16 protein-coding genes are annotated in these 15,603 nt (G+C 53.3%); 15 read left to right on the top strand and 1 reads right to left on the bottom strand.

The features are described 5' to 3' along the window. Positions 1-149 precede the first annotated feature (149 nt). From V8L70_RS14845 to V8L70_RS14800, 10 genes are all read left to right on the top strand, one after another. Positions 150-1,280, top strand: coding sequence for an ABC transporter substrate-binding protein (locus V8L70_RS14845; RefSeq protein WP_336269955.1), 1,131 nt, complete (start codon positions 150-152; stop codon positions 1,278-1,280). Positions 1,281-1,289: 9 nt separating this feature from the next. Further along, entirely contained in the window at positions 1,290-2,162 is an 873-nt protein-coding gene (locus tag V8L70_RS14840) for a branched-chain amino acid ABC transporter permease (protein ID WP_336269954.1), read from the top strand. A gap of 9 nt (positions 2,163-2,171) precedes the next feature. Then, entirely contained in the window at positions 2,172-3,053 is an 882-nt protein-coding gene (locus V8L70_RS14835) for a branched-chain amino acid ABC transporter permease (protein ID WP_336269953.1), read from the top strand. Continuing rightward, the gene (locus V8L70_RS14830; protein ID WP_336269952.1) at positions 3,050-3,868 is read left to right on the top strand and encodes an ABC transporter ATP-binding protein; all 819 of its coding nucleotides are present in this window, start codon (positions 3,050-3,052) and stop codon (positions 3,866-3,868) included. Before V8L70_RS14835 ends, V8L70_RS14830 begins: the two co-directional genes overlap by 4 nt. A gap of 2 nt (positions 3,869-3,870) precedes the next feature. Further along, positions 3,871-4,581 (top strand): ABC transporter ATP-binding protein, encoded by a 711-nt coding sequence (locus V8L70_RS14825; RefSeq protein ID WP_336269951.1) that lies wholly within the window; start codon positions 3,871-3,873, stop codon positions 4,579-4,581. Beyond that, positions 4,581-6,179, top strand: coding sequence for an AMP-binding protein (locus V8L70_RS14820; protein ID WP_336269950.1), 1,599 nt, complete (start codon positions 4,581-4,583; stop codon positions 6,177-6,179). Before V8L70_RS14825 ends, V8L70_RS14820 begins: the two co-directional genes overlap by 1 nt. Before the next feature lie 9 nt (positions 6,180-6,188). After that, positions 6,189-7,391, top strand: coding sequence for an acetyl-CoA C-acetyltransferase (locus tag V8L70_RS14815; protein WP_336269949.1), 1,203 nt, complete (start codon positions 6,189-6,191; stop codon positions 7,389-7,391). A gap of 17 nt (positions 7,392-7,408) precedes the next feature. Next, positions 7,409-7,873: a MaoC/PaaZ C-terminal domain-containing protein gene (locus V8L70_RS14810; protein ID WP_336269948.1), complete on the top strand. Its 465-nt coding sequence runs from the start codon at positions 7,409-7,411 to the stop codon at positions 7,871-7,873. Between the two features lie 139 nt (positions 7,874-8,012). Then, positions 8,013-8,303: a hypothetical protein gene (locus V8L70_RS14805; protein WP_336269947.1), complete on the top strand. Its 291-nt coding sequence runs from the start codon at positions 8,013-8,015 to the stop codon at positions 8,301-8,303. A gap of 103 nt (positions 8,304-8,406) precedes the next feature. Then, complete coding sequence (locus V8L70_RS14800) at positions 8,407-9,378, top strand: NAD(P)H-dependent flavin oxidoreductase (protein ID WP_336269946.1); 972 nt, start codon at positions 8,407-8,409, stop codon at positions 9,376-9,378. A 35-nt stretch (positions 9,379-9,413) separates the two neighbouring features. On the opposite strand, the gene V8L70_RS14795 is transcribed toward V8L70_RS14800, so the two are convergent. After that, the gene (locus V8L70_RS14795) at positions 9,414-10,322 is read right to left on the bottom strand and encodes a LysR family transcriptional regulator (RefSeq protein WP_336269945.1); all 909 of its coding nucleotides are present in this window, start codon (positions 10,320-10,322) and stop codon (positions 9,414-9,416) included. Between the two features lie 168 nt (positions 10,323-10,490). Here V8L70_RS14795 and V8L70_RS14790 point away from each other — a divergent pair, with 168 nt between their 5' ends. The 5 genes from V8L70_RS14790 (at position 10,491) to V8L70_RS14770 (ending at position 15,597) form a co-directional block, all read left to right on the top strand. Then, entirely contained in the window at positions 10,491-11,324 is an 834-nt protein-coding gene (locus tag V8L70_RS14790; RefSeq protein ID WP_336269944.1) for an HTD2 family dehydratase, read from the top strand. Then, complete coding sequence (locus tag V8L70_RS14785; protein ID WP_336269940.1) at positions 11,325-12,488, top strand: acyl-CoA dehydrogenase family protein; 1,164 nt, start codon at positions 11,325-11,327, stop codon at positions 12,486-12,488. A gap of 35 nt (positions 12,489-12,523) precedes the next feature. Beyond that, positions 12,524-13,723, top strand: coding sequence for a CaiB/BaiF CoA transferase family protein (locus tag V8L70_RS14780; RefSeq protein WP_336269939.1), 1,200 nt, complete (start codon positions 12,524-12,526; stop codon positions 13,721-13,723). A gap of 34 nt (positions 13,724-13,757) precedes the next feature. Beyond that, entirely contained in the window at positions 13,758-14,594 is an 837-nt protein-coding gene (locus tag V8L70_RS14775; protein ID WP_336269938.1) for an HpcH/HpaI aldolase/citrate lyase family protein, read from the top strand. Positions 14,595-14,847: 253 nt separating this feature from the next. Next, on the top strand, positions 14,848-15,597 hold the full coding sequence (locus V8L70_RS14770) for an electron transfer flavoprotein subunit beta/FixA family protein (protein WP_336269937.1): 750 nt from the start codon (positions 14,848-14,850) through the stop codon (positions 15,595-15,597). The last annotated feature ends 6 nt before the right edge of the window (positions 15,598-15,603 follow it).

Below are 15,603 nucleotides of genomic sequence, written 5' to 3'. Positions count from 1 at the left end.
CGGAGGTCAGCGTCTGTTGTTCAGGTTCAGTGAGAGGGGCAACGAAGCGTTTTTCCATGGTTCTGTCCGTGTCAGAAATCCTGGCATGGATATTACACGAAAACTTTAGATCAGGTACTTAGACAATAACAACGTTGAGGAAAAATATTATGTTACGTCAGACTATATCGTCGATTGCTTTTGCCGTGGGGATTGCTTCTGCTGCTTCAGTACAAGCGGATGACATCGAAATCGGCGCGGTCTTTCCGCTCAGTGGGCCAAATGCCACTTACGGTGACATATTCATGTCTGGCGCAGATTTGGCGGCCAAGCATATCAATGAGGATGGCTTATTATCGGAGAACCTGAACATTCTTTATGAGGATAGTCAGGCCTTGCCACAGCAAGGGGTCGTCGCAATGAACAAGCTTGTTAATGTGGAGAGCGTTCCTTACGTGCTTTCCGCCTTCACTGGCGTTTCAAAAGCGATTTCCACATTGGCCCAGCGTAGCCAGACTGTGGCCGTAAACGGTGGTGGAGTTGGCCCTGACCTGGCGGAACTGGGCGAATATTTCTGGAACGTTATACCATTAGCGAACAACGAAGTAGGGGCTTTGGCCAAGTATGCTGTCAATGATCTTGGTCATGAGCGGTTTACGTTAGTGTACGTGGATGATCCGCTTGGCGAATCGATTCGGGATGAGCTAGAGGAAATGTTGCCCTCACTGGGTGCTGAGCTTGTGGAGTCTCACTCCATTGCGGCTTCGGCTCAGCAGTTTAGCGGGTTAGCCGCGCGTGTTCGTAGTGACAATCCGGATGTGGTCTATGTGGCTTCCTACGGCTCTCAGCAATTGCAGATCGTTAAACAGCTGAGAGACAATGGAGTTAAAGCACAAATTGCCAGTTACTCAGCGTTCTCGGTGCCTGAGCTTCAGGATCAGGAAGAGGCCCAGGGAGCGTTATTTACCACTCAGAGTTTTGAGTGGGCCTCTGACGACCCAATCACCAAACGTTTTGTGGACGACTACAAAGCTGAGCATGGTAAGAATCCAACCTCCTATATTGCCAACTACTACAATGCCGTAAGGGTCTTTGGGCTACTTGCTCAGGCTCTGGAAGAACAGGACAAAGAGCTTACGGGCGCCAACCTGCTGGCCGAGCGAAAGGCAACTAATACCTTCGAGCTAGTCGGTGGCACGGTCTCCTTTCAGGAGAATGGCACTCTGCTAGCACCTATCCAAGTTCTTGAGGTGGACGGTTCCGGCAGCGGTAAAGTGGTCTCAGTCAAGACTGCGGAATAAGGAGCTGTCATGCTATTTCTGCAACTCTTGGTCAACGGTTTGCAGGTGGGGGCGATCTACGCCCTCACCGCAGCCGGTTTTTCGTTGATTTTTGGTTCTACCAAGATATTCCATTTTGCCCACGGTGCCACATTCGCCATTGCTGCCTACCTATTCCACTTCGCGTTGGTGGGTCTTGGGCTGCACTGGATCTTTGCGGTCGCAGTGGCGGCCACTAGTGCGGTGGTGTTCGGTGTGCTACTGGATCGTTTCATGTACGCACCGATCCAGCGCCATGAGGGCTCATTTTTTACAGTGTTCGTGGCCTCTTTTGGTATTGGTATCGTCGTACAGAACCTGCTGGGCAGTGTGTTCGGGCGCGGTTTCATGTCTGTTCCCACCCCCTTAAGTAATTCTGTGGAAGTGGTCCCTGGGCTCTATCTCTCGCCATTGAACGGGCTGGCCATTATGTGTGCCATTGCTTGCTTCGCGGCGTTACATTTCTTCCTGACACGTACCTTTGTCGGCAAGGGATTGCGGGCTCTGAGTGAGAATCCGGAACTGGTGCGCACGTTCGGCCTCAGCCCCCGGCGACTCTCCACCTATGCATTTGCCCTTGGCTCACTGCTGGTGGTGCCGGGCGCCATCTTTACCGCTGCCGGTACCGGAATCAATCCGGCAGTCGGCCACCACGTCATGTTGATCAGTCTGGCGGCCACCATTGTTGGTGGCATTGGCAGTCTCCGTGGTGCGGCTTGTGCTGGGCTGCTGATCGGTGTGGCAGAGAACCTGGCGATGTGGAAGTTGGGCACCCAGTGGAGCGAAGCCATTACCTTCGCGATTCTTTTCTTTTTTATCATCTTCAAACCGTCCGGTTTCTTTGGACGGGCTACGGTTTCGTGAGGCGCTGACATGACAGCTTATATATTAAATCTGCTGGTCCTGATCTCGGTTTACGCGATCCTCTCGACCACACTGAATTTCATTATCGGTTACGCCGGTATTTTCTCTCTCGCCCACGCTGTGTTTTTCGGGATTGGCGGCTATACCGCAGCTCTGGTTGCTATGAATGTGACTCCGGAGTTTTTTGTGGCCGTACCCGTTGCTATGGCGGCGGCCGCAATAACCTCCCTGCTGCTTGCGTTACCTGCTCTGCGGGTGCGAGGGGAATACTTTGTGGCTGCTTCTCTCGGGCTGCAAGTGTTGGCCGTTACTCTGTTCTCGGAGTGGAAAAGCTTTACCGGGGGTATTGGCGGGGTAATCGGGATTCCCGCTGTGGAACTGTTCGGTTACCCGGTCTATCAACCCTGGCAGTTCCTGCTGATGTCCCTGATCTGCCTGACGATTATTATCGTTATCATCCGAACTCTGGTTCACACCAGCTTTGGCCGCAGCCTGAAGGCTATCCGTGACAGTGAATCCGCCGCGTTGGCTTCCGGCAAGAACATTACAGTAATCAAGACGCTTTCCGTGGTGCTTTCTTCAGCGCTGGCAGCAGTCGCCGGGGCGCTTTATGCCTTTTACATGAGTTTTATCAATGTCGAGAGTTTCATGCTCGACACTTCGGTACTGGTGATGGCGATGGTCATTATCGGTGGCACCGCGACTATATTAGGACCGCTGTTGGGTGCTGCATTGCTCATGCTGATGCCCAGTGCCCTGACATACTTGACATTCCTGCCTCAGACTGAAATCGGATCCATTCAACAGATGGTGTACGGCATAGCTATGGTGTTGCTGATGATCTTCCGTCCTGGTGGCATTGTGAGTTCACACCCGGGAGGTAACAAATGAGCGAATCCCTCAGTACAGCTCAGAAGGCTGTAAAGCTTGTTCCCGGGTCTGGCTTTACCGGCTCTACGGATGATCAGGACGTGCTGTTGGAGATCAGCCATCTGAGTAAGAACTTTGGTGGTCTACAGGCTATTAATGATGTGACGCTGAATTTGCGTGCCGGCATCATAACGACTCTTGTGGGCCCGAACGGAGCCGGCAAAACTACTTTGTTCAATATGATTACCGGGCATATTCCACCCTCAGAAGGCGACGTGCGATGGCAGGGCGAGTCTGTGATTGGCAAATCACCCTGGAAGATTGCCAGACAAGGGATTGCCAGAACCTTTCAGGATCTGCGGTTATTTACTCAGATGACAGTGGAAGAAAATATCTTGACCATGATGGAGCCCGGTTCCTGGCTCTGGCAGCCTGGTAAAAAGTCACGTAAAGCCAAGCGGTACGATAAAGTCAGCCAGATTCTTGAGAGAACCGGGCTGGTGGAAAAACGCTATACCCGTGCGCTTGATCTGGCCTATGCAGAACGCAAGTTCCTGAGTCTCGCCCGTATCATGGCGACGGATTCACGTTTGTGGCTGCTGGACGAGCCTGCATCCGGGCTCGATCCCAACTCTTATAACCTGTTCCTGCAGTTGCTCCGTGAAGAGGTCAAGGAGGGTATTACTGTATGTATCATCGAGCATAACCTGGACATTGTGGTGAACATTTCGGACCGCATTGCGTTCCTGGATCAGGGCAAATTACTGGCTGACGGCGAGCCGGAAACCATCCTGAACGATCCGGCCCTCGCCGCCATTTACTTCGGGGAGAGATAACCATGGCAGACAAAGTACTCCAGGTTGAGAATCTGGTGGTCGGTTATGGCGGCCGCCCCGTGCTGACGGACATCAATGTTCACGTTAACGACAATGAAGTGCTGTGCCTGATCGGCCATAACGGCGCAGGCAAATCGACCCTGCTTAAATCCATATTCGGTCTGGTGCCCCACGAAGGCGGCCGCATTCTGTTCAATGGTAAACCGGCAGTTACCGAACCTCGGGCCATGACCATGGCGGGTATGTCCATGGTGCCGGAAGGCCGGGGAGTATTCCCCGGCATGACCGTGGAAGAAACCATGAGCCTGGGCATGTGGGCAGCCGGTGTGCCGGAAAAAGAGCGGTCCGACAGAATTGATTGGGTGATGTCGATTTTGCCGGTAATGAAAAAATTCTACCAGACTCGAGCCGGCAACCTGTCAGGTGGCCAACAGCAGATGGTCTCAATTGGCCGGGCTCTGCTCAGCCGTCCACGCTGCCTGCTGATGGATGAGCCCTCCATCGGCCTGGCGCCAAAGCTGTTTCAGGATCTTTGCGGCCCGATCCGCGAATTGCAGAAGAAGACCGGGATGTCGATCCTGTTGGTGGAGCAGAACGTCAAGGAAGCACTGAAAATCTCTGACCGTGTGGTGGTCATGAAATCCGGCCAGATGACGTGGGAAGGCCAGCCATCGGAGCTGAGTGATAACAAGAAATTGATGGAGCTCTACTGATGTCGAAGAAGCTGACCTTGGCCACCTTGGTAGCAAGACATCTGGAGCAGACGCCAGAATCCTGTGCCTTGTTGGTCGGTGATCGCCGTATCAGCTATGCCGAGCTCGACCAGATGGGTTGCTCAGCAGCTTATTGGCTGCAAGGGCAGGGCATTGGCTGCGGCGACCGGGTGGCGGTATGGCTGGTCAACCGGCCCGAGTGGCTGGCACTGATGCTGGGTTTGTCCCGTCTGGGTGCGATATTGGTGGCGGTCAATACCCGTTACCGTACGGCGGAACTGCAGCATATTCTTTCTGCTTCCGGTGCTCAAATGCTGATCATGCAACCCCGCTTTCGCAAGATCGATTTTCATGCGTTGCTGGAAGAGCTTGAGCCGGAAGCTGTGCCGGGTCTTGAAACCATTGCCGTACTTGATCAGTTAGCAGATCTGCCGCAGTTAGCCGGGTGTTCATCGCTGCCGTTCCCGGAGCTCGATACCCTTGATGCGCCGGGCGTTGCTGATAACTCCAGCGAGAGCGACCTCGCCATGCTGTTCACCACTTCGGGTACCACCAAACTGCCCAAACTGGTGGTGCATACCCAGCGCTCACTTGCCAGCCACGCAGACCGCGTAGCTAAGGCATTCCAGTTCGATAAGCCGGGTGCGAGCCTGCTCGCACCGCTGCCTTTCTGCGGAACCTTTGGGCTGGTGCCGGTGATGGCTGCACTGGCAGCAGGCACGCCCATAGCAGTGATGGAGACCTTTGACGGGGAACCCGCGGTAGAAATGATCCACAAGCATAAGTTGACCCATCTGTTTGGCAGCGACGAGATGTATTGGCGCATCCTGGAAGCAATGTCCGAAAATGCCAGGTTCGACAGTCTCAGAATATGTGGCTTTGCGGCGTTCCAGACCGGCGCCGAGGAACTCGCTAGGCAAGCAGATGCCCGGGGTGTCCCGTTGTCGGGAGTATATGGCTCTAGTGAAGTTCAGGCACTTTTTTCAATCCAATCTGTGCATGGAGAAGTGCAAGAGCGCTGTAAAGGTGGTGGTTTTCCTGCCGACCCGGAAGCACAGTTGAGAGTTCGCCACACCGAGACCGGGGAATTAGTGGGGCAGGAGCAAAGCGGTGTTCTGGAAATTCGCGCGGAAGGTAACTTTTCTTGCTATTTCAACAACCCGGAAGCGACCTCCGCAGCAGTCGATAACGAGGGCTTCTTCTCAACCGGGGATATCGGCTACCTTTGCCGGGATGGTTCTTTCGTCTATCAGACCCGGGCCGGTGATGCGATACGCCTTAGTGGTTTTCTGGTAAACCCGGCAGAAATTGAAGACGTACTGAGGGACTGCCCAGGTGTTGCCGAAGCTCAGGTCATCGGTGCTAATGTGGATAGCAAACCTGCTTGTGTGGCATTTGTTATCGTGGAACCGGGTGCTGATATTGATGCTGAGAGCATCCGTGCCTGGCTCAAGAACACCATAGCTCCTTTCAAGGTGCCAGCGCGAGTCTGGTTCCTGGACGCATTTCCCGTTACTGAAAGCGCAAACGGCACCAAGATTCAGCGCGCAAAGCTGAGAAAGATGGCGACCGAGCGCGACCAAAATGCAACTCCTTGAGGTGACATCATGCAACAACGACGAGCAGCCATTGTTACTCCGGTACGCACCGGCGTAGGAGCGTTTGGCAGGGCATTAAGGCCGGTATCGGTTGAAGATCTTATTGCAACAGTGGTTAAGGAAACCATCAGACGCTCCGCAATAGATCCTGCATTGATTGAGGATGTTGTGGTGGCGCAATCTTACGCCAACAGCGAAGTGCCCTGTGTGGGCCGATGGGCCGCATTGCAGGCGGGCTTGCCTGATCATGTGCCGGGCATGCAGCTGGACCGTCGCTGTGGCGGTGGCCTGCAGGCTATTATTAACGCGGTGATGATGGTCGAGTCCGGCGCTTGTGACGTGGTGGTCGCAGGTGGTGTCGAGAGTATGAGTAACATCGAGTACTACTCCAACGATGTGCGCTGGGGCAAGAAAGCTGGCTCTTTTACCATGCACGACCGGCTTGATCGTGGTAGGGAGCGCTCGCAGCCCGAAGACCGGTTTGGTTACATCTCTGGCATGATCGAGACCGCTGAAAACTTAGCCACAAAATATCAGATCTCCCGGGAAGAGGCGGATGCCTATGCCATGCGCAGCCACCAACGGGCTGCTGCAGCCTGGGAGGGCGGGCGATTTAACAGCGAAGTGGTGGAGACTTCCATTCCCCAACGTAAGGGTGACCCGGAGATATTTTTTCGGGATGAAGGTGTTCGTCCTACCACAACAATGGACACGCTCGGGGCACTACGTCCTATCATCAAGGGTGGCACCGTGACAGCGGGCAACGCCAGTCAACAAAGTGATGCCGCAGCAGCTTGCCTGATTGTGTCTGAAGACAAGCTGGTGGAACTGAACCTAGACCCGATGGCGTTTATGGTGGGTTGGTCAGCGGTGGGTTGCCACCCAGCCACGATGGGTATTGGGCCGGTGCCGGCGGTGGAAAAACTGTTCCGGAAAACCGGTCTGGGCTTCAACGATATGGGCCTGGTTGAAGTCAACGAAGCTTTTGCCTGTCAAGTGCTGTCGGTCCTGAAAGAGTGGGGCTGGGACGATCACGACCGGCTCAACGTGAATGGTTCAGGTATTTCCCTGGGCCACCCCATCGGCGCAACGGGGGTTCGCATCATGACCAGCCTGTTGCATGAAATGCAACGGCGGGACTGCCGTTATGGTCTTGAAACCATGTGTGTGGGTGGCGGACAGGGTGTCGCTGCGATCTTCGAGCGCGCCTGATAAGCGAAGGAAATAATATGGATAACTCATTGTATTTTGAAGACCTTAAATCAGGCGAAGTGTTTGAGAGCACAGGACGAACCATAACAGAAACGGATATGACTATGTTCTCCATGCTCTCGGGTGACTGGAATCCGGTTCATTGCGATCAAGAATTTGCTAGCAAAACCCGTTATGGAGAGCGCCTTGTTCACGGCGCTTTCGGCATTGCGGTTGCTACCGGCATGATGCACTCCCTGGGTGTGTTCGAGAAATCAGCGGTGGCGATGATGTCAATTAGTGAATGGAAATTCGTCCAGCCCATTACTGTCGGCATGACCCTTCGGCTGAAGCTATCAATCCTTGATTTTGAAGAGGGCACCAGCAAACGCGTGGGGCGTGTCAACCGGCGACTCCAGTTGGTAAATCAGCATGATGAGGTCGTTCAGGACGGCGTTTCTGACATGCTTATTCTGAAGCGAGGCGGCATCGCAGCGAATTAGGCCGTAGTAATCGGAGCCAATTATCATTTATGTGAACAACCCGCAAACCAAAGAAAAGACCTCTACTGACGAGGGCTTTTAGCGACCCCGTGACCTGGGGTACTTGCGACCAGACAGCATCCTGATATATGAATCCTGCATGGGAGATACCATGCGCCTGTGCGGTTTTCTGATCAGCCTATCTGACTTCGAAGCAGTTCTGAAAGCTATACCCGCAGTGAGGGTTGCCTACATCGCTGGTGTGGAAATTGAACGCAAATCCTATGTGGTGGCCTTTGTATGGTATGACGGCAACGCGACACTCAGTGAACAACAAGTCATCAATACTGCAAACGCATTTGGCCGCTTTCAAGGTGTCTATAAGGTGTGGTTTGTAGATAAATATTCGGTTATTGAGGGTGCCAATGGACGTACTAGGGACTGGAGCTAATCAAACAAATCGATAAATGGTTTAGAGCGGTCAATCCGGTATATCGATCCTAAAAAGCGGCCTGATTTCAAACCGCCTCACCTGTCAATAGGTTGGAGATACTATGAGCAACAGAATTCCGCAAGCCCTGCAGAACCTGGCCCTGCCGGTGATTTCATCTCCCATGTTCACTGTCAGTTATCCGGAGCTGGTAATGGCAGAATGCAAGGCTGGTATTGTCGGCTCTTTCCCGGCCCTGAATGCCCGGCATCCAGAACTTTTAGATGAATGGTTGACGATGATGTACGAGGAACTGGACAGTTTCAAAGTGGCTAACCCGGACAGGTCCATTGGCCCGATTGCCGTCAATCAGATTTGCCACTCATCCAACGTGCGTCTGGAACAGGATGTGGAAACCTGCGTTAGACACAAGGTCCCCATTATTATTTCGTCCTTGCGGGCGCCGGTTAAGGAAATCGTAGATGAAGTGCACGGCTATGGTGGCATCATTCTTCACGATGTTATCAACCTGCGTCATGCTATGAAGGCCCTTGAGGCCGGCGTTGATGGTCTGATCCTGGTCGCGGCGGGAGCTGGTGGCCACGCAGGTACCCTGTCGCCTTTCGCCCTGCTTGGCGAAGTTCGCTCACACTTTGCTGGCCCTCTTGTATTGGCAGGATCTATTGCTACCGGCAGCTCGGTATTGGCAGCTCAGGCTATGGGCGCTGATTTTGCCTATGTAGGCACCCGCTTCATTGCTTCCAGGGAAGCCAATGCAAACGACGATTACAAGACCTGCCTCGTCACCTCTGGGGCCTCAGATATTGTCTACAGCAACTACTTTTCGGGGGTGCACGGCAACTATCTGAAAGAGAGTATTAGACGTACCGGCCTGGATCCGGACGATTTGCCTGTAGGTGACAAGGGGACTATGAGTTTCAAAGATGGTCGTTCCAAAGCCAAGGCCTGGAAGGATATCTGGGGCGCAGGACAGGGAGTAGCGGTGATAAATGATCTGCCGCCTGTTGTCGAGATTGTAGAGCGAATGAAAGCTGAGTACGAGGAAGCTTTGGGGAGACTTTGGAATCGGTGTTAAAACAGCTTGAATCCGATCAGTGGGATGAACTTCGCTCAGAGTGTGGCCTTGAGGTTGATCTGAGAACGAATTTCCTCCACCAGTTCCTTTCCGCACCTGGGTAAAGCATTGAGTTCGCGAACAATCAGGCTCCGCTCGCGTTCCGCCCAGTCGTCTTCCAGATCGATAATGGTGATATCCATAAAGCTCTCATAACGGCGTGCAATAGAGCAGGGCAAAATACCAATCCCCACGCCGCGGCTGACCATTCGACAGGCTGACTCAAAGCCGAATACCTGAATGCGCATCTGTAGAATTGCTCCAGTTTCGCTGGCCTGTCCTTTTAGAAAGTTAAACAGCGTACTGCCCTCCCGCAAACCTATGTGGGGGTAGTCGAGAGTTTCCCGGAACGAGATGGTTTTGCGCGCTGCCAATTCGTGACCTTTTGGAGTCACAACCACCAGGCGGTCAACATTGAAAGGAATAACATCGAGTTTTTTGTTTGCCTTCACCGGACCCGCTACTACCCCCATATCGGTCGAGCCATCAATAACTCCGCGGATTATGTCATGGGTCAGCCGTTCCTGCAGATCAATAGTCACACCCGGACGGTTGACCAGAAAGCGCGCGAGCACATCCGGCATGAAATCACTTACGGCAGTGGTGTTGGCGAATATGCGGATATGGCCAGACTGGCCCTCAGCGTATTGGGAAAATTCGTCCTTGATGTAATCCACCTGACGCATGATAGCCCTGGCATGCACCAGCAGGTCGTGACCAGCGGGTGTCAGCTCTACCCCCTGACTGTCCCGGTAAAACAGACGGCTCCCTAATTGGCCTTCAAAAGCTTTGATGCGCATGCTGGCGGCAGCGGTTGAGAGACTGGCCCTTCTGGCACCGCCGGTCAGGCTGTTAGCTTCCGCAACATGAATGAACAGACGTAAATCAGGAATATCAAAATGCATAATGGGGCATCGGCAGCAAGCTAACTAAGGGATTGTCAGTCTAAACCACGGGGGTGTTCATGGAAACCAAACGCACCCTTGAGGAAAATCGAATTCCCACACCCATGATATACCGGCATTCTTACCAAAATTAAAAACCTAGAGTAGCTATTGATAGAGGCAGCGTAAATGGATAGAGCACCTGAAGACTGGATTGGTAGGCAGGAATCCTGTGTGGATGCGCTTGATACTTCGCTTGCCAGCTGCATTGCAGCCATGTTGGCACGGCCATTTCCGCAAGAGGGCGAGGTGTTGCCCCCGCTTTGGCACTGGGCGTTTTTTCAGATCCCGGTACCTCCTTCTGGTACCGGGCCGGACGGTCATATAGCGCCCGGCGAGTTTTTGCCAAAGTCTGAAGGCAACACGCGCATGTGGGCCGGTGGCCGCGTGGAGTTTCATCGACCACTTCTTGTAGGCCTGCGCGCCGCGCGTCAGTCCAGCATCAAGTCAGTCACTGAAAAAACCGGCCGCTCTGGCAAGTTGCTGTTTGTGACCGTCGAGCATCAATACCGTCAGAACGGTGAACTGTGCCTCAGCGAAGAGCAGGACATCGTATATAAAGCGCCAGCACCCCCGAAACTGTCGTTGGACAAACCTGTGGAAGAGGCCCAGTGGAGTACAGGAATTACGCCCTCGCCATTGCTCCTGTTCCGCTATTCCGCCGTAACGTTTAACGGCCATCGCATTCATTACGACCAGCCTTATGCCACCGGCGTAGAGGGTTACCCGGGCCTGGTGGTGCACGGCCCGCTGATTGCGACGCTGATGGTGCAGGCTTTTCTGGATGCGAATCCGGGCCACGCATTGGTGCGCTTGGCCTACAGAGGGTTACGACCTTTAACGGTGAACAAGTCTTTCAAAGTGGAAGGTCGGCTCAGCGGTGACTGCAAAGCCATACTATGGGCTGCCAACGAAGATGGCCCGGCCCATGAAGCAGAAATTGAATTCGAGGAGATCGATTAAATGACCAGCCCATCCATGAAAAAGTATGAAGACATCCGTGAGGGTGTCCGCGGTTTGTGCGCGGAGTTTGATGCCGCTTATTGGCGTGGCGTAGATGAACGTAAAGCTTTTCCTGAGGAGTTCGTTGATGCCATGACCCGTGCAGGTTGGCTGGCCGCGATGATTCCCGAGGAATATGGCGGCTCGGGTCTCGGCGTATCGGAAGCCTCGGTCATACTGGAAGAGGTCAACCTTGCGGGGGGGAACTCCGGAACGGTACATGGCCAGATGTACAATATGTTTACCCTACTACGGCACGGGAGTGACGAACAGAAGCAGAATTACCTGCCAAAACTCGCTGCGGGGGAGCTGCGCCTGCAGTCTATGGCGGTAACTGAGCCCACCACTGGTACTGATACTACCAAAATCAAAACCACAGCTGCGCGCAAGGGGGAAAAATACATCGTCAATGGTCAGAAAGTATGGATCTCTCGTGTCCAGCACTCTGACCTCATGATTCTGCTTGCACGTACAACTCCGCTGGATCAGGTGCAGCGCAAATCGGAAGGTATGTCGATTTTCATTGTTGATCTGCATCAAGCGATCGGCAATGGCCTTACGGTGCAGCCGATCGCCAATATGGTGAACCATGAAACTAATGAGCTTTTCTTCGATAACCTTGAGATTCCCGCCGAGAATCTGATCGGCGAGGAAGGCAAAGGCTTCCGTTATATTCTTGACGGTCTGAACGCCGAGCGTGCGCTGATTGCAGCTGAGTGTATTGGGGATGGCCGCTGGTTTATAGAAAAGGCCCGTCAATACGCCAGGGATCGAGAAGTTTTTGGCCGCCCAATTGGGAAAAATCAGGGCATCCAGTTCCCCATTGCCAAGGCGCACATCAACGTTGAAGCGGCTGACCTGATGCGCTGGCGTGCCTGTGAGGAATACGACAGTGGGCAGAATGCCGGAGCCAGCGCCAATATGGCCAAGTATCTGGCAGCGGAAGCCTCCTGGGAGTCTGCCAATGTATGCCTTCAGACCCATGGTGGCTTCGGATTTGCCAACGAATACGATGTTGAGCGGAAGTTCCGTGAAACCCGGCTGTATCAGGTGGCGCCTATTTCCACCAACTTGATTCTGTCGTATGTGGCGGAGCATTTGCTGGAATTGCCACGCTCGTTTTGAGCTTTCTACAACACAGGGAAAGGTGAGGAGCGTTTGTGAACCACAGCAAGAACAGCCCACTGCCGCTTGAGGGCATAACGGTTATCGCACTGGAACAGGCGGTGGCAGCTCCGTTATGCACTCGACAACTGGCAGAACAAGGCGCCCGGGTGATCAAAATCGAGAGGCCTGAACAGGGTGACTTTGCGCGCCAGTACGATGAACGGGTGAATGGTCAGTCGTCGCATTTTGTCTGGGCCAACCGCTCCAAGGAAAGTTTGTGCCTGAACCTGAAGAAAAACGAAGGCATGAAAATATTACATCAGTTGTTGACAGAGGCGGATGTTCTTGTGCAGAACCTTGCTCCGGGGGCGACCGATCGTCTAGGGCTGTCATTTTCCGACCTGCATCCGCGATATCCGCGACTGACAGTCTGTGATATATCCGGCTATGGCAAGGGAGGACCGTATGAGGATAAAAAAGCTTACGATCTGATGATCCAGAGCGAAAGTGGTTTCCTTTCTGTTACGGGTACGCCTGAACCTGAGGGAATGGTGAAGGCGGGTTGTTCAGTGGCAGATATCGCCGCAGGTACATCTGCGCAAACCAGTATCCTGTCGGCGCTGCTACTGCGCGGTCGGACCGGGGAGGGCAGCCATATTGATATTTCCATGCTGGAATCTCTGGTTGAATGGATGGGCTACCCCTTGTATTACAGCTATAACGGCGCCCCTGCGCCAACACGGGCCGGTGCTTCACATTCCACAATCTATCCTTACGGGCCGTTTCCCGTTGGGGATGGGAGCACCGTGATGCTGGGTCTACAGAATGATCGGGAATGGTTGGGGTTCTGTGAGCTGGTGATGAAGGCGCCCGAGCTTGCGGAAGACCCGCGGTTTGCCACCAATCCCCAGCGCTCTGACAACCGTGTTGAGCTCAACAGCCTGATCCGGGGGGTGTTTTCACAGCTAGCCCTTGCTGATGTGACCAGTCGTCTAGATGACGCAGGAATCGCCAACGCTGCCGTTAATGATATGCACCAGGTATGGCAGCACCCGCAGTTAAGTGCGCGTAATCGCTGGTTTGATGTAATGACGCCAGCCGGTGAAGTGCCGGCTTTGAAGACCCCCGGGCTCTGGTTTGCGGAAGCGACATCGGCCGTACCGTCGATGGGGGAGAACACGCGTCCGATACTGCAGACCTTAGGTTACAGCGATGAGCAGATTGAAAAGTTTGAACGTGTTGGTGTGGTGTAACCAGCAACAGGATGTCGACAGCAGGTAACTGACAATGACCAACGATAATTTGAAAACTATGTTGTTTGTGCCGGCTTCCCGGCCGGAACGGATACCAAAGGCCTTGGCTAGTGGCGCTGGCGCAGTCATTGTGGACCTGGAAGACGCGGTGCCAAGTGGTGCCAAGGCAACCGCACGGCAAGCGCTGGAAGATTTTCTCAAGCAGCACGATGGCCCGGGTATCTATGTACGTATTAACGCCCGTGACACAGAATTTTTTGATGAAGATCTGGCGCTTTGTAAACAGCAAGATAAAGTGATTGCTATCATGCTACCCAGAGCGGAGTCTTCTGAAGACATAAGGGAGGTAGCAAGTGCTGGTAAAACTGTTCTACCTCTAATTGAGACAGCCAGAGGTCTATTTGCTATCCATGACATTGCCGCTTCTCCAGCGGTTCGCCGGATGAGTTACGGCGGGCTGGATTTAAGTGCGGATCTGGGTATAGAAGCCAACACTGCAGGTGCTGAGACTATCATGGATCAATGTCGGTATCAGCTTCTGGTGAGTTCACGAGTCGCCGGATTATTACCACCCATTGAGACAGTTTTTCCAATTTTTGACGATGATCAAGCTGTCCTCATGCGCGCCCGGCGAGCAAGAAACATGGGGTTCTCCGGCATGTTGTGTATTCACCCTAACCAGGTTAGCCCGGTACAGTCTGGCTTTTCTCCCAGTGCGGAGCAAGTGCAATGGGCACAGAAAGTCATGGTAGCAGCAGAGTACGGTGAAGGAGCCTTTAAGGTCGATGGCCAGATGGTTGATGCACCGGTAATCGCAATGGCAAAAACCATTCTAGATCGGGCTCAGCATTGTAGTAGGGGGACAGCATAAACTACTAAATATAATAAATGCATATTGACCTATTTCTTCGTTCGTGTCGGCAAGATGTTCAGAATCAAAACTAACATTTCGCTAATCATGGATAATGACGAACTGAACTAACTTAATTACGAAAATTCTTATTTGGAACATTAAGTAAAGCCTACTCAACTCGAATTGGGCTTCGTCGGCATCAAGTATTCGCTCTTAGTAATCAATTACCTATTACTTGATACTTATATTAAAAGTATTGGATCAAAAGCTTATGAAAATCTTCGTCGCGGTGAAACGCGTCATCGACTACAACGTTAAAATCCGTGTTAAAACGGACCACTCTGACGTCGATCTGACCAATGTCAAAATGGCCATGAACCCCTTCTGCGAAATTGCCGTGGAAGAGGCGGTGCGCCTGAAAGAGAAGGGCGTGGCCAACGAAGTGGTCGCGGTATCAGTTGGCACCAAAGCCGCTCAAGAGCAGCTGCGTACAGCGCTGGCGCTGGGGGCGGATCGCGCCATTCATATTGAAACCGACGAACGTGCCGAATCCCTGGCCGTCGCTAAGCTGCTGGCCAAAGTGGTTGAGGAAGAGCAGCCCGGCCTGGTCATTCTGGGCAAGCAGGCGATTGACACCGACAACAACCAGACCGGCCAAATGCTCGCTGCGCTGACCGGCCTGTCTCAGGGCACGTTCGCCTCGGAAGTGGCGGTGGACGGGGACAAGGTTAACGTCACCCGTGAAATCGATGGCGGTCTGCAAACCATTGCCCTGACACTGCCGGCGATTGTGACTACCGACCTGCGTTTGAATGAGCCGCGCTACGCTAAGCTCCCCGACATCATGAAGGCCAAGAAAAAACCGCTGGATGTGAAAACGCCCGCCGATTATGGCATCGACGTCGCCTCCAAGGTCAGCCTGCTCAAAGTAGAATCCCCCGCCGAGCGCAAGGGTGGCATTAAAGTCGCCTCGGTCGACGAGCTGATCGACAAACTCAAAAACGAAGCCAAAGTACTTTGAACACAG

The sequence above is a fragment of the Vreelandella arctica genome, assembly GCF_037070215.1.
Taxonomy (GTDB): Bacteria; Pseudomonadota; Gammaproteobacteria; order Pseudomonadales; family Halomonadaceae; genus Vreelandella; species Vreelandella arctica.
This window is presented reverse-complemented; position numbering and strand designations above follow the sequence as displayed.